This is a genomic window from Methylomicrobium agile (genome assembly GCF_000733855.1).
Lineage (GTDB): Bacteria > Pseudomonadota > Gammaproteobacteria > Methylococcales > Methylomonadaceae > Methylomicrobium > Methylomicrobium agile.
The window spans coordinates 2,929,149-2,945,669 of record NZ_JPOJ01000001.1 but is presented as its reverse complement, the minus strand read 5'-3'; the positions used below and the strand labels follow the sequence as shown (position 1 = coordinate 2,945,669).

The 16,521-nt window shown below is 54.7% G+C and carries 17 protein-coding genes; 7 read left to right on the top strand and 10 right to left on the bottom strand.

Annotation, left to right across the window (positions count from 1 at the left end; all coding sequences use genetic code 11):
- Positions 1-46 precede the first annotated feature (46 nt).
- The 3 genes from CC94_RS0113910 to CC94_RS0113900 form a co-directional block, all read right to left on the bottom strand.
- Positions 47-388, bottom strand: a complete 342-nt coding sequence (locus CC94_RS0113910) for a DUF2956 domain-containing protein (protein WP_005370757.1) — start codon at positions 386-388, stop codon at positions 47-49.
- A gap of 89 nt (positions 389-477) precedes the next feature.
- On the bottom strand, positions 478-1,056 hold the full coding sequence (gene mnmM / locus CC94_RS0113905) for a tRNA 5-(aminomethyl)-2-thiouridylate-methyltransferase MnmM (protein WP_005370755.1): 579 nt from the start codon (positions 1,054-1,056) through the stop codon (positions 478-480).
- The gene (locus tag CC94_RS0113900) at positions 1,031-2,092 is read right to left on the bottom strand and encodes an NAD(P)/FAD-dependent oxidoreductase (RefSeq protein WP_005370753.1); all 1,062 of its coding nucleotides are present in this window, start codon (positions 2,090-2,092) and stop codon (positions 1,031-1,033) included. Before CC94_RS0113900 ends, mnmM begins: the two co-directional genes overlap by 26 nt.
- A 191-nt stretch (positions 2,093-2,283) precedes the next feature.
- Between CC94_RS0113900 and CC94_RS0113895 the strand changes: the two genes are divergently transcribed.
- Entirely contained in the window at positions 2,284-3,255 is a 972-nt protein-coding gene (locus CC94_RS0113895) for a MerR family transcriptional regulator (protein WP_005370750.1), read from the top strand.
- A 240-nt stretch (positions 3,256-3,495) separates the two neighbouring features.
- On the opposite strand, the gene ftsH is transcribed toward CC94_RS0113895, so the two are convergent.
- From ftsH to smpB, 4 genes are all read right to left on the bottom strand, one after another.
- Positions 3,496-5,400 carry an ATP-dependent zinc metalloprotease FtsH gene (gene ftsH, locus CC94_RS0113890; RefSeq protein WP_005370748.1) on the bottom strand — a complete coding sequence of 635 codons (1,905 nt, stop codon included), beginning with the start codon at positions 5,398-5,400 and terminating at the stop codon, positions 3,496-3,498.
- Between the two features lie 154 nt (positions 5,401-5,554).
- Positions 5,555-6,928 (bottom strand): sigma-70 family RNA polymerase sigma factor, encoded by a 1,374-nt coding sequence (locus CC94_RS22435; protein ID WP_051911509.1) that lies wholly within the window; start codon positions 6,926-6,928, stop codon positions 5,555-5,557.
- A gap of 1,137 nt (positions 6,929-8,065) precedes the next feature.
- Positions 8,066-8,419, bottom strand: coding sequence for a HopJ type III effector protein (locus CC94_RS0113880; protein ID WP_005370744.1), 354 nt, complete (start codon positions 8,417-8,419; stop codon positions 8,066-8,068).
- A gap of 72 nt (positions 8,420-8,491) precedes the next feature.
- Entirely contained in the window at positions 8,492-8,977 is a 486-nt protein-coding gene (smpB, locus tag CC94_RS0113875; protein WP_005370742.1) for an SsrA-binding protein SmpB, read from the bottom strand.
- Between the two features lie 106 nt (positions 8,978-9,083).
- On the opposite strand from smpB, the gene CC94_RS0113870 reads away from it, so the two are divergent.
- Genes CC94_RS0113870 through CC94_RS0113860 form a run of 3 tightly spaced genes read left to right on the top strand, consistent with a single transcriptional unit; the run spans position 9,084 to position 11,171 of the window.
- Complete coding sequence (locus tag CC94_RS0113870) at positions 9,084-10,445, top strand: sodium-dependent transporter (protein ID WP_005370740.1); 1,362 nt, start codon at positions 9,084-9,086, stop codon at positions 10,443-10,445.
- Positions 10,446-10,447: 2 nt separating this feature from the next.
- Positions 10,448-10,879: a type II toxin-antitoxin system RatA family toxin gene (locus CC94_RS0113865; protein WP_005370739.1), complete on the top strand. Its 432-nt coding sequence runs from the start codon at positions 10,448-10,450 to the stop codon at positions 10,877-10,879.
- Positions 10,872-11,171 carry an RnfH family protein gene (locus CC94_RS0113860; RefSeq protein ID WP_005370738.1) on the top strand — a complete coding sequence of 100 codons (300 nt, stop codon included), beginning with the start codon at positions 10,872-10,874 and terminating at the stop codon, positions 11,169-11,171. The genes CC94_RS0113865 and CC94_RS0113860 overlap by 8 nt, the downstream gene beginning before the upstream one ends.
- Positions 11,172-11,188: 17 nt before the next feature.
- On the opposite strand, the gene CC94_RS0113855 is transcribed toward CC94_RS0113860, so the two are convergent.
- A complete protein-coding gene (locus tag CC94_RS0113855; protein WP_005370735.1) occupies positions 11,189-12,055 on the bottom strand; it encodes an aldo/keto reductase family protein in 867 nt (288 codons plus the stop codon).
- A gap of 545 nt (positions 12,056-12,600) precedes the next feature.
- The gene (locus CC94_RS0113850) at positions 12,601-13,209 is read right to left on the bottom strand and encodes an outer membrane protein assembly factor BamE (RefSeq protein ID WP_005370734.1); all 609 of its coding nucleotides are present in this window, start codon (positions 13,207-13,209) and stop codon (positions 12,601-12,603) included.
- Between the two features lie 179 nt (positions 13,210-13,388).
- Between CC94_RS0113850 and fur the strand changes: the two genes are divergently transcribed.
- The 3 genes from fur to lolD are packed head-to-tail and all read left to right on the top strand — an operon-like array spanning position 13,389 to position 15,750.
- Positions 13,389-13,805: a ferric iron uptake transcriptional regulator gene (gene fur, locus CC94_RS0113845; protein WP_005370733.1), complete on the top strand. Its 417-nt coding sequence runs from the start codon at positions 13,389-13,391 to the stop codon at positions 13,803-13,805.
- Positions 13,806-13,829: 24 nt separating this feature from the next.
- Positions 13,830-15,077 carry a lipoprotein-releasing ABC transporter permease subunit gene (locus CC94_RS0113840; RefSeq protein ID WP_005370732.1) on the top strand — a complete coding sequence of 416 codons (1,248 nt, stop codon included), beginning with the start codon at positions 13,830-13,832 and terminating at the stop codon, positions 15,075-15,077.
- Complete coding sequence (gene lolD, locus CC94_RS0113835; RefSeq protein WP_005370731.1) at positions 15,070-15,750, top strand: lipoprotein-releasing ABC transporter ATP-binding protein LolD; 681 nt, start codon at positions 15,070-15,072, stop codon at positions 15,748-15,750. The genes CC94_RS0113840 and lolD overlap by 8 nt, the downstream gene beginning before the upstream one ends.
- A gap of 111 nt (positions 15,751-15,861) precedes the next feature.
- Here lolD and CC94_RS0113830 read toward each other — a convergent pair whose 3' ends face one another.
- On the bottom strand, positions 15,862-16,428 hold the full coding sequence (locus CC94_RS0113830) for a DUF2062 domain-containing protein (RefSeq protein ID WP_157203443.1): 567 nt from the start codon (positions 16,426-16,428) through the stop codon (positions 15,862-15,864).
- Positions 16,429-16,521: the final 93 nt, after the last annotated feature.

The window sequence follows — 16,521 nt, the reverse complement described above, 5'->3', positions numbered from 1 at the left end:
TCAACCCTTTAACTCTGCTGAACGATCCGGAGAGAGTGGCGGCCTTTCAGCGCATCATCCGGTAAACGCCGATACCAAGCCAGGTCAATCCGAGCAGCAACCAGGGCAGCCAGTGCTGTCCGTAAACGATCGTTTCTCGGGTCGACGGGCCGGTTTCCGCTTGCTCGGATTCCGGCCCGCTCGAATGCGCGGCTTTCTTGCGTCGCTTGTTCAGTTCGCGGGATTTTTCCTTTTGCTGTTTTTTATACTGCTCAATGCCTTTCTGGATGCCTTGGGCGATCAGTTTGGTCTGTTCTTTCGTCTGCGCCGGCCGCTGGGTAGCCCGGGCGATTTTCATCGCCTCTTCCTGGGTTTGCGGTGAAGGTTTTTGATAATTTTTGTTGGCCATAAGGTGTACGGGAAGGGAAATATATTTTATCAAACAGATCTGCCGGCTTCGCTTGACAGCATGCCGCAGCAAAAAACCATCGGCGGCGCTTAAAACTTCCGGTTCACCGCAAAAAGCCGGGGGGCGGCCCGATCATCCGGTTTAGCCTCGATCAGCTCAAATTCAAAGCGTCCGGAGTCCAGCCGCGCACACCACTGCCGGACCTGTTCGCATTCCTGTGCGCCGCCGACATGGCCGGGATAGGCGACGATCGTGATGATTCCTTCAGGACTCAGCAGCCGGCTTGCGGCCGATAACGCCGCCAATGTCGACTCGGCCCGGGTGATTACCGATTTATCGCCACCGGGCAAATAGCCGAGATTGAACATCACGGCGCTGACCAGGCCATGCTGCGCCTGAGGCAGCATTTCATCCATTTCGGCATGACTGCGATGAAACAGGGTTAGGCAATCCCGAAAATCAGGGTTTGCCATTCTATCTTGCACTGATTCAAGAGCCAACTGTTGAATATCGAAACCGTAGACCCTGCCCGCCGGCGCGACTTTCTGTAACAGAAACAGCGTATCATAACCGTTCCCGACCGTCGCATCGACGGCGACCGCACCCGGGTAGAGCCGCGCACCGACCAGTTGATGCGCTATATCAACCAAAGAAATGCGTTTTTTCATAGCGTCTAATATCGCAACGTTCGGGCAAGGCTTCGCCCGTTAACAGATAATCGGCAAAACGGCGGCAATGCCACGGAATGGACAGACTGCCTTTCGTGCCGAACCCGTTGAAAATACTCAAATAAGAATAACGCGGATGGCTGCCGACAAAAGGCCGCCTGTCCATCGTACACGGGCGGACACCCGCCTCGTGCGCGATCGGGCCGGCATTCCGCAAGCCGGCAAAAAGCCTCTCCCCCGCTTCAGCCAATTCCATTCTCGCGGCAGAGGTGACATGCGTATCGACATTGCCGTGATCGAAGGTTGCGCCGATGCGTACCCGCCTGTCACCGATCGGGATCAGCCAATGGCCGTCGTTCAACATCCGGTCGGGTATGGCAAGGTGGTGCTCAAGAGTCAGGATTTCGCCTTTGGCAGGCTGCAGCGGCAGCCACGAAAACCAGGGATTATCCCGCATATGAAACCCTTCGCAAAATATCACTTTCCGAATGCTGAAATCCCGCCAGCCGGGTTCGGCATCCAGGCGAATCTCCCGATAGTCTAAAGCGGCCTGTAGATAAGCCTGACGACTTTGCAAGAATTCCTGCAGGCGGGCCAATAACGGCCGGATCAGCAAATAGCCGGTCTGTTTCTGCTCCAGATACCCCGGATAACCTTCGCCGCTTGCCGTGGAAGAGTATATATTGCCTAAATAAGGCCGGTACGCGTCATCCTGAAGCCGTTTCCGGCAATGAACGGCCTCGACGCTGCTGCAGAACACGCGGCGCATCGGCTTTTCGATAAAAAAAGACCGGCCGAACGCCTCGGCGATTACCTGGTAAAAATCTTTCGCGGCAGGCAATAATCGGTCGACCTCTTCGGTTTTGACGAAGCGGCGGCCGGTGAGCGGATTAATCAGACCGGCCGCCACTTGCGAAGCATTGAGATCTCCGCGGTCGACGACCAGAACGCTGCCGCCGCGCCGCATGAGCTCCCAGGCCAGCAAGCCGCCGGCAAGGCCGAATCCGACAATCAAAAAATCAATCCGTTTTTTCATAAACAAACCGGTGCTCTTAGATTCAACATACAGAGCGAAATCCAAGATTCGTCTAACTTTTGTTCAACATGATGGTATAATGCCTGAACAATCGCCAACGCTTTTTAAATATCAATAACTTACACTATAATTGAACGATAGGCATGGAATTTCAGCCGCCTGATGCCTAATCTTCTTACTCACCGACCGATATGACTGATATTAAGGACAATCCGGAACAGTATTCGATCAGCACTGTCGCCAAACGATCCGGCATCAAAACCGAACTGGTCAGAGCCTGGGAGCGGCGCTATCAGGCGGTCACTCCAACCCGCACGGCCGGGGGGCATCGCATTTATACCGAACAGGACATTACCCGCCTGACGCTCCTGAATCAGGCCACGACCCATGGCCACAACATCAGCCGCATTGCCCACTACTCGCTCGATGAGCTGAAAAAATTACTGCAAGCCGAAGAGGCAGTAATGCCGACCAAACTGATCCCGATTACGCCTGTGCATCCCAACAAAGCGTTAGCGGAAGAATATATCCACAAGTGCTATGCGGCTGTCATCGCATTCGACGGCAAAACCCTGGAATCGCACTTCGAAAACGCAATCGTCGAATTCGGCATCCAGAATTTTATCGAAAATTTGCTGGATCCTTTGTTTATCCTGATCAGCGAGCGCTGTAAAACCGGCGAACTTCGGCCCGTGCACGAACATATGGCCTCTTCGATCATTCGCTCGCTGATCTATTTATTGCGTAACAATGCACCCTGCCCGCCTTCAGCGCCCAAAATGGTCGTTACCACGCCCGTCGGCCAATTGCACGAACTCGGCGCACTGCTGGCGGCTATTATCGCCGAATTGAAAGGTTGGCAAGTCACCTATTTAGGCGCGAATCTACCGGCTGAAGAAATCGCGGCCGCGGCCAAATTTACCGATGCGGCAGCCGTTACGCTCAGCGTCAGTTCCTACGCAGGCGACAATGTGGTGCCGAAAGAACTGAGAAAGCTAAGGAAACTGGTAGGCATTGACGTTGCAATCATCGTGGGAGGCCGTGCAGCCCCCCATTACGAATCCATACTGAATGAAGTCGGCGTGGTCAAAATGCAGAACTTCGCGCATTTTCGAAGTTATCTTGACGAACTGGAAATCCAGAAAGGCAAAAAGCGCGCATAAAATTAGACTCGATGGGCGACTCAGCGTTGCCCATCCTCTACTTTAAAGCGCCTTGGCAGAAACTCTGGTTTTGAAAACACATCCATACGGTTCGGCTTATTCCGGAGTCAGGGGAAGGGCCGATCTTCTCGCTTCGACCGGAATCACCTCGCCTATCCGGGATAAAAGCCAACACCCCATTACCCGAAATTCATCCGGCGAAAAAAAGGGGGGTAATGAGCCCCCCGTAATGAGCGCACCTCAAACCTGTCCGACCGGTTTATTTTTATTTACGTTTACGGTCTTATCGTCGCCCTTATCGGGTTTGTGCAAAGCCGTGGGGCCGGAGGCATCGCTGTCGTCGAGCGGCGGCCGCGGCTCCTGGCCGGCCATCAGGTCGTCGATCTGGCGCTTGTCGATGGTTTCCCATTTCATCAGCGCCTCGGCCATCTGGTGCAGGATGTCGACGTGCTCGGTCAGGATCTGCTCGGCCCGGTGGTAGTTGCGGTCGATCACCGCCTTGATCTCTTCATCGATCTGGTGGGCGATCTCGTTCGAGAACGAGGAGCCCGGCGAGGCGTAGCCCATGAACGGCTGGCCGCTCTCTTCGCCGTATACCTGCGGCCCGAGTTTGTCCGAGAACCCCCAGCGCTTGACCATGTTGCGCGCCAGTTCGGTCGCCCGCTCGATGTCGTTGGAGGCGCCGGTGGTGACCCGGTCGCCGCCATAGATCATCTGTTCGGCGATGCGCCCGCCGAACAGGCTGGAGATCTGGCTTTCCAGTTTGCGCTTGCTGGCGCTGTACTGGTCTTGCTCGGGCAGGAACATGGTAATCCCTAAAGCCCGGCCCCGCGGCATGATGCTGACCTTGTACACCGGATCGTGCTCGGGCACCAGCCGCCCGACGATGCAGTGCCCGGCTTCGTGGTAGGCGGTCAGCCGCTTGTCGTCTTCGGTCATCACCATGGTGTGGCGTTCGGCCCCCATCAGCAGTTTGTCCTTGGCTTTCTCCAGGTCGGCCATGGTGACTTCCTGTTTGTTGGCACGGGCCGCAAACAAGGCCGCTTCATTGACCAGGTTGGCCAAATCGGCCCCGGAGAAGCCCGGGGTGCCGCGGGCGATGTATTTGAGTTCGACGTCGGCTCCGGCCGGCACTTTCTTGATGTGCACGTTCAGGATCTGTTCGCGGCCTTTCACATCGGGCAGGCCGACGTTGACCTGGCGGTCGAAACGGCCGGGCCGCAACAGGGCTTTGTCGAGGATGTCGGCGCGGTTGGTGGCCGCGATCACGATCACCCCTTCGTTGCCGTTGAAGCCGTCCATCTCGACCAGTAATTGGTTCAGGGTCTGTTCGCGTTCTTCGTTGCCGCCGGAGAAGCCGGCTCCGCCGCGCTGGCGGCCCACCGCGTCGATTTCGTCGATGAAGATGATGCAGGGCGCATGCTCTTTGGCCTGCGCAAACATGTCCCGCACCCGGGACGCCCCGACCCCGACGAACATTTCGACGAAGTCCGAGCCGGAGATGGTGAAGAACTTGACTCCGGCCTCCCCGGCAATGGCCCGCGCCAGCAGGGTCTTGCCGGTGCCCGGCGGGCCCACCATCAGAATCCCGCGCGGAATCTGGCCGCCCAGCTTCTGGAATTTCTGCGGATCGGACAGGAAGTCGACCAGTTCGACCACTTCTTCCTTCGCTTCCTCGCAGCCGGCCACGTCCGCAAACATTACTTTGCGCTTGTCTTCTTCCAGCAGCTTCGCCTTGCTCTTGCCGAAACTGCCCGCGCCGCCGGCCTGTTGACGCCGCATATAGATCACCCAGACCGCGATCAGCAACAGCATCGGGAACCACGATACGAAAATCTGCATCAAAAACGACTGTTTGGGGGGCGCAACGGTACGGATCTGCACCCCGGCGGCCAACAGATCGTCGATCATGTGCGGATCATCGGGATTGATCGTTTCCAGATCCTGGCCGTCGTTGGTACGGATTTTGACATGGTCGCCCATGATTTCGACGCGCGTGACCTGCTTTGCCTTGACCTTGGCGAGGAAATCCGAATAAGCGATGCCGTCCATTGCCGGCGGGGGCGCGTTAAAGCGATTGAATACCAATATCAAGCCGGTGATCAGGATCGACCAGAACAGCAAGTTATATAGATTGGATTTCATTTTTATCTCTCCTGACCCTTTCTGATTTTCAAGTTCTACATGCCGGACTCCCTTCCGAAATCACCGCACCAAGTGCCCAAGGCGGCGAATAACTTATTATTTTAATCAATTAATTAAGTACGGCCTTGTTTTTTTCAAGGTCCGCGGAAATATTTTACAGAAAATTGCCCAGTTGCCCCCCGTAATGGGATCTGATTTTATTCAATGCCGCCATCTCGATTTGCCTGACCCGCTCCCGGGTCAGATTCAATTCCGCCCCGATTTCCTTCAATGTCTTTTCCCGCTCAGTATCGATTCCGAAATGCTGACTGATGATCTTTGCCTCTCTCGGACTCAATATCCTGAACGCTTGTTCAATCAACTGCTCAAGGTCGGATTGCGCAAGCACGCCAAACGGCGTGGAAAAAACCTGCTGTTCGAGAAAATCAATGGGGGCATAGGTGTCTTCGTCATTTTCCGCGGAGGCCTCGATGGGTACCGCCGCCTGCGAAATCGCGAGAATTTTGTTGATTTCTTCGAGCGACAGACCGGTATGCCCGGCCAGATCCTGCAGGGAAGGTTCCTTGCCGAGGCGCAGGATGAGTTGCTCGCGATCCCGAAAAAACTTGTTGATCACGCCGATTTGTCCGCACGGAATCCGGACCACTCGTTCACAACGGGACAGTGCCCTGGAAATCGCCTGCCTGATCCAGTAACCCGCGTAAGTCGAAAACTTGAATCCAAGCCGATAATCGTAACGGTCTGCGGCTTTCAGTAAACCGGTCTGGCCCTCCTGGACCAAATCATCGAAATCCAGAAAACCGCCTTTGTACTGATTCGCAATATACAGAACCAAGCCGGAATTTGCGGTTACCAACTGTTGGCGCGATGCAAGCCAGAGACGTTCCTTCGCAAGCAGGCCCTGAACATATTCATAGCGGTCTTTGTTTTCGGGAAAAAGCCATTCCCATGCTCCGAAATGCTGCCGGTCGAGTTCGAGAATCGCGTCGAAATCCGCCCTGCACCGCCTGGCGTTGCGTCGTCTCAGGCGCGCACCGAGCTTTCGCCTCCCGACACTGCTTTCCGTAGCCTGCAGAGCCGCATAGCAGTGCAGATCGACCAGTTGCGTCAGATCTTTGAATACAAAGGGAAACCATTGCAAAGCCTGCCGCAGATCCTGCGCCTCGGGACCTGCGCCTGCATGAATGAACCGCTGATAAGACTGATGAATGAGAACAAGGGACGACTTCAATTCGGAGGATAGCTTCGGTTCATCGTCGACTTCCTGAGGTTCTTTGTCGAACTGCCGTTCATATTCATTAAGCAGCCACAAGGGAGTCAGCACGGAACAAAGCAATGCATCGATCAAGTCGGCTTTGCGGATTTTCAGCTCCCTTGCAATCAACATATTCGACTCCCCCGTATTGACGGTATTGACGGTGGAGCTTTCCGGTTTTTCCGCCGTCCCATCAAACTCTGGGTAGACGGTTTCCTGATCGGTCTCTTCCCTCAATTCCGAAAAATATCCTTCCGATATCGTGACAGCCATTTGCCTATCCTCCCCAAAATGTTACTGAATCAACGCTCGCAATATCCTCAAAATAAAAACATCCTTATCTGAAGCGCCGAAAACCGTCCGTTGTTAACCGCTCGCTGCCATTGAAAAAAGCCTATTGATTGAAAACCTTTACAATAATTATTCAATATGCTGAAAAACAAGAGCGGCCGCTCGATTTTGTTTCCCTGTCTGAGTTTGACAACACTTTGATAAATTAGTTTATTTATTGCCGACCTCACTCACTGGTAAAGCATGAATGTATTTGCAATTTAACAATTTTCACCTCCTGCGTCAAATAAAAATCTATACAATATTTATACAAAAGCATTCCGGAGAGTTGATTTGTCAATCATTTCCGGAACACTGTACATAAGCGAACGACTAAATGGCGCATGGAAAGCCTTCTTGTCAAAAAATCGAATACTGCGACTCTCCTTCAATGGACTTCTGACTGCCGAACTTGTCCGATAACGGTTTTCTTCAAGCCGTCGAGCGAACTGCCGTTCATCATCAGGTTTTTTATTGAAATGGGCCCCCGCAACATTCGCTGCAACGTAAAAAATTTATCATTATGTACAACTAAGTACAACATTACTTTTTAAAAGATAAGTATGATCAATAGTGTGGATAAATAGAAAAACGGAAGACGAACTCGCAAGATCAGTCCGGAGAAAATAAAAGAAGATTCAAGAGCGGGGGGGGGGGGGGCGCCGCACACCTCATTCTTATTGCGAGAACTTATCCGGAGAGAGCCGCTCGCGCGCTAAAACAGCCGGCGGACGCACGGAATCCGCAGGAGGCCATTGCGAAAGAAAAATGAAAGTTAAACCTGTGACTTCTGATCCCGTTCACGGATAACTACTCTATGACCCAGCGTCATGCCGAAGACGGTTCTCAGTCCCGAGACGGGATAACAAGCAGTAGAAGGTAATGATTTCGAGCCAATTTTCGTCGACTGGAGTTTGCCTTTCAGATCGGCCTTGTCGGCATAATCAGCATAAAAGGCTATCGATGATGAGTAGAAAGTTCGGTTCCCCCACATGTCCTTTGCGGCCGGAAGGCCGGGAGGCACCGGAAAACACCTTCCGATGCCTTAAGCGGCCGGAAGATCAGGCCAGGCCGTTCGAGTTATTTTTCTTCCAGCGGCATTTCTTCGAACTGTACGCCTTCCCAGCCGTATTTTATGAAATTGCGGATATTTTGATGGCTTTTGCCTTCGGGATCTGCCAGAACCTCCTGCCGGTAAAAATCGCCAAATAAACTCAAGGTTTGCTGTTTATCCAGGTCGTGCAGCAGTGCGAAGGCGAAGATCTTGCAGGATCCTTCGTTGACTCCCGCCGAATTGACCAGGCGCTGATCGCCCAGGCCGTTGCTGAATTCGACCGGGTGATAATCGTAGTGTTCGCTGATTATCGAAATCGTGTCCTGAAAGCTGACCGGTTCGTTTTTTCTAACTTTTTCTAAAAATTTGGCAAGGGACATCGGAAAGTCGAGATGAAGATTCAAGATAGGATGGGTTTAATTTCAAAAGCAATACCAACAGCCGCTCAGCCGTCAACCGTGTTTCATGATCCGGGCTTTTTCGCGCTGCCAATCCCGGTCCTTCGCACTGGCGCGCTTGTCGTGCAATTGCTTGCCTTTCGCAAGGCCGATTTCGAGTTTGGCGCGGCCGTGCTTCCAGTAGAGCGAGAGCGGAATTATCGTGTAACCCTTGCGCTCGACGGAGCCGATCAATTTGTTCAATTCGTGCCGGTTCAGCAGCAGTTTCTTGGCGCGCACCGCTTCGGGCCTGATATGGGTCGAGGCGGACAGCAGCGGCGAGATATGCGCGCCGGACAGCCAGGCTTCGCCGCGCTTGATGCTCACGTAGCTTTCCTTCAATTGCACCTTGCCTTCGCGCAGGCTTTTAACCTCCCATCCTTCCAGCACCAGCCCCGCCTCGTAGCGTTCTTCGATGAAATATTCATGGGTCGCCTGCCGGTTCACCGCGATGGTGGAATTTTGCTGACTCTTGTTCTTTTTGGATTTTTTATCGGCCATGAGGGGCGGACTGTAATTTTCGACTGACGTAAAACAATAAATTTGTTATTTTACTCGATTAAACTCCATCCAGTGTTTTTTATATAGCTTCTGATAGGCACTCCTCATGGCGAATGTGAAAAAAACGATTCACGGCGAATGGTCGTCGCGCTTTGCTTTCATCCTCGCGGCCACCGGTTCGGCGGTCGGCCTCGGCAATATCTGGAAATTCCCGTATATTACCGGCGCGAACGGCGGCGGGGCATTCGTCCTGGTGTACCTGCTGTGCGTCGCGCTGATCGGGATTCCGCTGATGATGGCCGAAACGATGCTCGGCCGGCGCACCCGCCAGGACCCGATCAATACGATGGAAATCCTGACCGAGGAAGCCGGCGCGGACAAGAACTGGCACTATCTGGGCTGGATGGGCGTCGCGGCGGGGGTGATGATTCTGTCCTACTACAGCGTGATCGCAGGCTGGTCCACCGCTTATGTGCTGAAAGCGTTTACCGGCAGCTTTTTCGACGCCGACCCGGCCGTGATCAAGGACATTTTCGACGATTTCGTCTCGAATCCGCTGCGCCTGACGTTCTGGCATTCGCTGTTCATGATTGCGACGCTGCTGATCGTGGTGCGCGGCGTAAACAACGGGCTGGAACAGGCCGTACGCTACCTGATGCCGAGCCTGTTCGGCCTGATGATCCTGCTGCTGGGCTATGCGATGACCACCAGCGGCTATTTCGACGGTTTCAACTTCCTGTTCAAGCCGGACTTCAGCAAGCTGACCGGGGATTCGGTATTGACCGCGATGGGCCAGGCGTTTTTTACGCTGAGCCTCGGCATGGGCTCGGTAATGGTGTACGGCTCGTATTTATCTTCCGACATTTCGATCGCAAAGACCTCGATCATCATCGCGGCGGCGGACACCTTTGTCGCGCTGCTCGCCGGCCTGATCATTTTTCCGCTCGTCTTTACGCACGGCCTGCATCCCGATTCCGGCCCCGGCCTGATCTTCAAGACCTTGCCGATCGCGTTCGGCTCGATGACCGGCGGCTGGTTTTTCGGGGTGCTGTTCTTTATCGTACTGGCGATCGCCGCGCTCACCTCCTCCATCGCGCTGATCGAACCCGCGGTCGCCTGGCTGGTCGAGAGCAAGGGTTACAGCCGCGAGAAAGCCTGTACCCAGGCGGGCCTTGTGGCCTGGGCATTGGGGCTCGGCACCGTATTTTCGTTCAATATCTGGTCGGACGTCAAACTGTTCGAGCGGACGTTTTTCGACTTGATCGATTATCTGACCGCCAACCTGATGCTGCCGGTCGGCGGCTTCTGCATCGCGGTATTTTGCGGTTGGATCATGCACCCTCGGCACAGCGAACAGGAACTGAACCTGGGCCGGCCGCTCTGGTTCAAGCTGTGGATGCTGCTGGTCCGTTATGTCGCCCCGCTGGCGGTATTCCTCGTCTTTCTGCATGTGGTGGGAGTGCTGTAACGATGACCGTTGTGCAGAAAAGCGCACTGGTCAGATTTTCCGCCAAACAGATGTTCGATCTGGTCAACGACATCGAGTCGTATCCGAAATTCCTGCCCTGGTGTTCGGGCAGCCGAATTCTGAAACGCGAAGGCGACATCGTCGAAGCCGAACTGACCATTTCGAAAGGCGGCTTCAAGAAAACGTTTTCGACCCGAAACCGGATCGATCCCGGCGGCAAAATCACCGTTTCGCTGCTCGAAGGCCCTTTCACCTACCTGGAAGGCGTCTGGAGCTTCATGCCGCTGCGCGAGGATGCCAGCAAGATTTCACTGGATCTGGAGTTCGAAATGCCCGGCATGCTGGCCAGCCTGGCCTTCGGCACGGTGTTCAACCAGATCTGCAACACGATGGTCACTTCGTTCACCGAACGCGCCAAGGCGGTCTATGCATAACGCCGATAACGGCCAGGACGAAGTGCTCGTAGATGTCGCCTATGCGACAAACGATGTTCAGACCCTGGTGACCCTGAAATTGCCCGCCGGCGCGACGGTGGGGGAAGCGATCGAGGCGTCGGGACTGTTGATCCATTTTCCTGAAATCGATCTGGCCGTCAATCCGGTCGGTATCTTCGGCAAGGCTTGCCCTCTCGATCGAGAAGTCAAGGCCGCCGACCGGATCGAAATCTACCGGCCGCTCCGGCACGACCCGAAGGAGGCCAGAAGGCAGCGGGCCGTCAAAAAGTAGACGCGGGTTATCCGGTTCTAAAACGCGATACGCTTGATCAGCTCGATTTCTTCGTCGGCAAGCTCAAGCCGGTAGACCGCCAGATCCTCGATCATGTGTTGCGGGTCGGCCGTACCGGTCAGCGGAATCATCCCGACCTGCAGTACAAACCGGAACACCGCCTGTTCGACCGTGCAGCCATGGCGTTCGGCGATTTCCCGCATTTCGCGCCGCCCTAACGCTGCCAGGTTCGCGGTCAAAAGGGAAAAGCCCTGGTAAGTAATGCCGTGCGCGCGGCACAGCGCCCGGATTTCCGCATCCCATCCCGTGCGCGCAAAGCAGCGGTTTTGTACGAATGCAGGCTTGATATCGGCGTTCTTGAGCAGCAGTTGCAATTGTTCGAGCGAAAAGTTGGAGACGCCGATCAGCCTGACCCGGCCGGATTCCTGCAGGTTTTCCATTGCACCCCAGGCTTCCCAGTCGGCCGAAGTCAAACCCCGGCCGGAAGCCGGCCCATGCAACAGGTAGGAATCCAGATAATCGGTATGCAGGTGCGCTAGCGAACTCTGCAAGGATTGCTCCACCTGCACCGCGTAACTGGCCTGCGAATCGTAAGGCAACCGATGATCCTGGCTCGAAACATAGGTGAATTTGCTCTGCAGGAACAGGCCGGTGCGTTGCAGTTTCCCCGAAGCCAATGCCCGACCGACCGCTTCTCCGACGCCCTCCTCGAAATAATGGCGGCGCTGATTCGCCGTATCGATTCCCAGGAAGCCGGATTCGAGCGCCAAAGCGACCAGCCGTTCGGTTGCATTCTCTTTCCAGGCCGTGCCGTAAAGAAAAGTCGGCACGCTAACGCCCCGATGCTCGATCACCGGGCTAATCGTCAGGATAGGATTCGGCATGATCATTCCTCCTTAATTTATAGCAACCGACCGGTTATAGACCCATGCCCCTATACATAAATGCCGTCATACCCGCCGGGAAGCGGGTATCCAGCGCCAGGGATGGCAAGTTCAAAACATCCCTGTAACCTGGATTCCGGAAATCCCTGACCGGGGGCAGGCTTTGCCGGAATGACGGACTTGTGTATAAGGACATGGGTTAGACCGGCATAAACATCGATGATTGCATTACGCTCGATTGCCTTAGAGGCCGGCTTTTATGGAAATCCTCACAGGGCAGGCAAATTAGGGAGGGAGCGTCGTTTTCACCTTCGCAATCCGGCGGAAACGCCAGGATCAAAATTCGGCTTCCCCCTTAAAAATCGAAATTTGATTTCCCCGAAATTTCCGACAAGATAGGCTGGAAGCGCGTCGATAAAAACCATCCGCTCCGCCATCTCGAGACCTTCCTCAACGGTTGTAATCGCATTTGGAAAGGGAGGGCTTAAAGCGAAGGAGCCTCGATTTTTTCGACATCCCGGCTCGGCCAGTCAGGGGAAACACCATCATTCACCTTCCGCGTCAGCCGGAGTGACGCCCTGCCCTTCGCCTTTCTGCGGTTCATCGCCTTCATCCGAACGCATCCAGCCGGTCAAACTTTCCCATAAGCTTTTCGATTCCTCCGCGGGCGCGTTCTCCTTCTCGCTTTCCTGCTGCGATGCGGCGGCAGACTTATCCGTGCCGAACCATCCCTTGATGGTTCCCCATAAACTTTCGTCGAGATTCCGTTTCGGCACCTCCACGGTCGCGTCGGGAGAAGGCTTGAGCACCGGCAATTTGCTCGGTTTGAAATCGCCTTGCAAGCCGACTACGCTGTCACCTTCAAAAATCAAGATGAGCCTCTTCTGTTGCCGCGGTTCGCCGCCGGGCTGATTCGAATAAAGATATTCCCATCGGTTCTCGCGAAAGGATTCCTTCAACATCGGAGACCCCATGATATAAAGCACCTGACGCTTGCTCATCCCGGGCCTGAGCTGGTCCACCATCGACTGATCCACGATATTGCCCTGTTGCACATCGACCCTGTAGACGCCGGGCAGATTATTTAAAACCGTCGAACAGGAAGCAACCGCCATTCCGGCCAGCAGCGTAAAATAAAGTAAAAACTTACGCATGAATCTCGGGTATCATAGAAAAATGCTGCATCATACCTGATGTCAAAAAATAATCCTATTCGCCTTTATTAATAAGGCCCTACCGCCTTCAACTTCTCATCCCATTCACGGTCAAAAAAGGCTACAATGGCCAATTGCAATGGAAAAACGGCTGATCTCGGCTCTATCGGAGATAACTAGTGGAATCGCATGATTTAAGAAACGCCGGCCTGAAGGTGACGCTGCCTCGGATCAAAATACTCCAAATCCTGGAAAATCAAGTCAATGACCGCCATTTGACCGCGGAGCAGGTCTATAAAATCTTGCTCAGCGAGGATGAGGAAATCGGCCTGGCCACCGTTTACCGCGTGTTGACCCAGTTCGAAGCGGCGGGCCTCGTCACCCGCCACCATTTCGAAGGCGGCAACTCGGTCTTCGAATTGGCCAGCGGCGACCATCACGACCATATCATGTGCATCAAATGCGGCAAAGTCGATGAATTTTCGGACGAGGTGATCGAAAACCGCCAGAAAGAGATTGCCGAACGGATGGGTTACAAGCTGACCGACCACGGCCTCTACTTGTACGGTTATTGTCCGAACTGCAAAAAATCCTGATTTTCCCACCTCTCGCCCAACTTCATGTTCAAACCACTGATATTTTATATCGGCTTGCGCTACACGCGTGCCAAACGCCGAACGCAATTCATTTCCTTCATTACGCTCACGTCCGTATTCGGGATTGCGCTCGGCGTCACCGCGCTGATTACCGTACTGTCGGTAATGAATGGCTTCGAAGCCGAGCTGCGCGAACGAATCCTCGGCATGACTTCGCATGCCACGGTCACCGGGCTGAACGGCCAACTCGACAATTGGCCGGAGGCGGAGGCGAAAATCAAGAATCAACCGCATGTCGAAGGCGTTGCCCCGTTTATCAGCGGTCAGGTGATGATCAACGCCGACCGCCGCGTCAGCGGCACGATGCTGAACGGCATCCTGCCCGATTATGAAAACAAGGTTTCCAAAGTCGGTGCGAACATGGTGGAGGGCAGGCTGTCCGATTTAACCGCTGGCAGCTACAACATCGTGCTCGGCGCGGAACTGGCCAACTATCTCGGCGTGATCGTCGGCGACAAGATCACCGTGATCAGCCCGCAGATCAATTCGACGCCGGCAGGCATACTGCCGCGCATGCGCCGCTTCACCGTCACCGGCCTCTTCAAGGTCGGCATGTACGAATACGACCGCAACATGGCGCTGATCCATCTCGACGATGCGGCCAAACTGTATCGGATGGATACAGCCGTTTCCGGCCTGCGGATCAAACTCGACGAAATTTTCAACGCGCCCAGGATTACCCGTGAACTGGCCTCAGAGTTCTACGGCGAGTACGTGGTCAGCGACTGGACACAGGCCCACAGCAACTTTTTCCGTGCGGTGCAGACCGAGAAACGGGTGATGTTCATCATTCTGTTGCTGATCGTGGCGGTCGCCGCCTTCAATATCGTCTCGACGCTGGTGATGGTGGTCACCGACAAGCGCGGCGACATCGCGATCCTGAAAACCCAGGGCCTGACTTCGCGCGCGGTGATGGGCATTTTTGTGGTGCTCGGTACGATCATCGGGGTGACCGGCACGGCGATCGGCACGCTCGGCGGTATTACGCTGGCCTTGAATGCGAGCACTATCGTGCGCAAGATCGAGACCTTTTTTCAGGTCAACTTTTTACCGGCCGACGTGTATTACATCAGCGAATTGCCCTCCAAACTGGTGCTGACCGACGTCTACGCGATCGCCGGAATGGCTTTTTTGCTTTCCCTGCTCGCCACGCTGTACCCCGCCTGGCAGGCCGCCAAAGTCAACCCTGCGGAGGTCTTGCGCTATGAATAACACCGCGATACTCGAATGCCGGCAATTGACCAAGCGTTACACCCAGGGCGAGCTGGACGTCGAAGTCCTGCGCGGCGTGGATTTGACGATCGGCGTGGGCGAGCGCGTCGCCATCATGGGCGCCTCGGGGTCCGGCAAGAGCACTTTGCTGCATCTGTTGGGCGGACTCGAAAAACCCAGCGGCGGCCAAGTGGTGCTGGACAACATCGACATCAACAAAATCGGTTCCTCGGGCTTGGCGAAGCTTAGAAACCGCGCGCTCGGCTTCGTCTACCAATCCCATCACCTGCTCGGCGAATTCACCGTCCTGGAAAACGTCGCGATGCCGCAGTTGATCGGCGGAAAAACGGTCAAGGAAGCGTCCGAAAACGCCGTGGAACTGATCAGGCGCGTCGGACTCGGCCACCGGATCGAGCACAAGCCGGGCGAATTGTCGGGCGGCGAAAGGCAGCGCGCCGCAATTGCCCGAGCCTTGATCAACAAGCCCGCACTGGTCATGGCGGACGAACCGACCGGTAACCTGGACAGCAAAACCGCCCATCAGGTTTACGAATTGATGCTGGAATTGAATCAGGAAATGAACGTCAGCTTCCTGGTCGTTACGCACGATCATGAGCTGGCTTCGAAGATCGGCCGAGTACTGCACATGGAAGACGGTTTGATCGTTTCTTAAAACGGTCACGCCGTTGATCCCCTTCTCCAGGCTGGAGAAGGGGTCATACCTCAAAATCCAGACCGCTTATTTTATCCGGTAGGCACAGCGGCGATTACGCAAAACCTTTTTCTATGACTTGCGCCAGTAAGTGCACTGGAAAGGCCGGATGCGATCCGCTCTTTTTTTTCTATCGGTCCATTTTTTGGTGATATGGGCCCGCCAAAAATAGTGGATGCCGAAATAGCCGGCGGCTGAAGAAATCACGCCCAGTATCAGGCAACCCAACAGGAACGGCTGCCAGACCTCTCCCAACTCGGAGAGCATATTGCCGACCGAAAAATCGGCGCTCTGCTCGGTGGCCGGCGTATTCATGAATAATAGCCCGACCCGGTAGGCGAAATAAAACAAAGGCGGCATCGTAATCGGATTGGTCACCCAGACCAGCGCCACCGATAAAGGGATATTCGAACGGAAATAAATAGCGGCGGCCGCAGCAAACACCATTTGCGCCGGCAGCGGAACCCAGGCGAAAAACAGGCCGATCGCAAAAGCCTTTGCGACCGAGTGCCTGTTCAAATGCCACAGATTCGGTTCGTGCAGACTGTCGCCCAGAAACTGCAAGTGCTTATGTCGCTTGATCACGTCGTGATCGGGAACGAGCTTGTCCAGAAGCCGTTTTACCAATTGTTTTGCCATAATGCCTAGAGAATGCAGCTGATGCCTGAGAGCGCCCGTGCAGGGCGGAAAAGGCCCCCTGTCAGGCATGGCTTAAGTGTAACAGTTTTTTAA

Coding starts and splice junctions, on each gene's coding strand:
- CC94_RS0113870 (WP_005370740.1), top strand. CDS start 9,084: ATGGCGAATGTGAAAAAAACGATTCACGGCGAATGGTCGTCGCGCTTT.
- CC94_RS0113840 (WP_005370732.1), top strand. CDS start 13,830: ATGTTCAAACCACTGATATTTTATATCGGCTTGCGCTACACGCGTGCC.
- CC94_RS0113910 (WP_005370757.1), bottom strand. CDS start 388: ATGGCCAACAAAAATTATCAAAAACCTTCACCGCAAACCCAGGAAGAG.
- CC94_RS0113880 (WP_005370744.1), bottom strand. CDS start 8,419: ATGTCCCTTGCCAAATTTTTAGAAAAAGTTAGAAAAAACGAACCGGTC.
- smpB (WP_005370742.1), bottom strand. CDS start 8,977: ATGGCCGATAAAAAATCCAAAAAGAACAAGAGTCAGCAAAATTCCACC.
- CC94_RS0113895 (WP_005370750.1), top strand. CDS start 2,284: ATGACTGATATTAAGGACAATCCGGAACAGTATTCGATCAGCACTGTC.
- CC94_RS22435 (WP_051911509.1), bottom strand. CDS start 6,928: ATGGCTGTCACGATATCGGAAGGATATTTTTCGGAATTGAGGGAAGAG.
- mnmM (WP_005370755.1), bottom strand. CDS start 1,056: ATGAAAAAACGCATTTCTTTGGTTGATATAGCGCATCAACTGGTCGGT.
- CC94_RS0113900 (WP_005370753.1), bottom strand. CDS start 2,092: ATGAAAAAACGGATTGATTTTTTGATTGTCGGATTCGGCCTTGCCGGC.
- ftsH (WP_005370748.1), bottom strand. CDS start 5,400: ATGAAATCCAATCTATATAACTTGCTGTTCTGGTCGATCCTGATCACC.
- CC94_RS0113850 (WP_005370734.1), bottom strand. CDS start 13,209: ATGCGTAAGTTTTTACTTTATTTTACGCTGCTGGCCGGAATGGCGGTT.
- CC94_RS0113855 (WP_005370735.1), bottom strand. CDS start 12,055: ATGCCGAATCCTATCCTGACGATTAGCCCGGTGATCGAGCATCGGGGC.
- CC94_RS0113865 (WP_005370739.1), top strand. CDS start 10,448: ATGACCGTTGTGCAGAAAAGCGCACTGGTCAGATTTTCCGCCAAACAG.
- CC94_RS0113830 (WP_157203443.1), bottom strand. CDS start 16,428: ATGGCAAAACAATTGGTAAAACGGCTTCTGGACAAGCTCGTTCCCGAT.
- lolD (WP_005370731.1), top strand. CDS start 15,070: ATGAATAACACCGCGATACTCGAATGCCGGCAATTGACCAAGCGTTAC.
- CC94_RS0113860 (WP_005370738.1), top strand. CDS start 10,872: ATGCATAACGCCGATAACGGCCAGGACGAAGTGCTCGTAGATGTCGCC.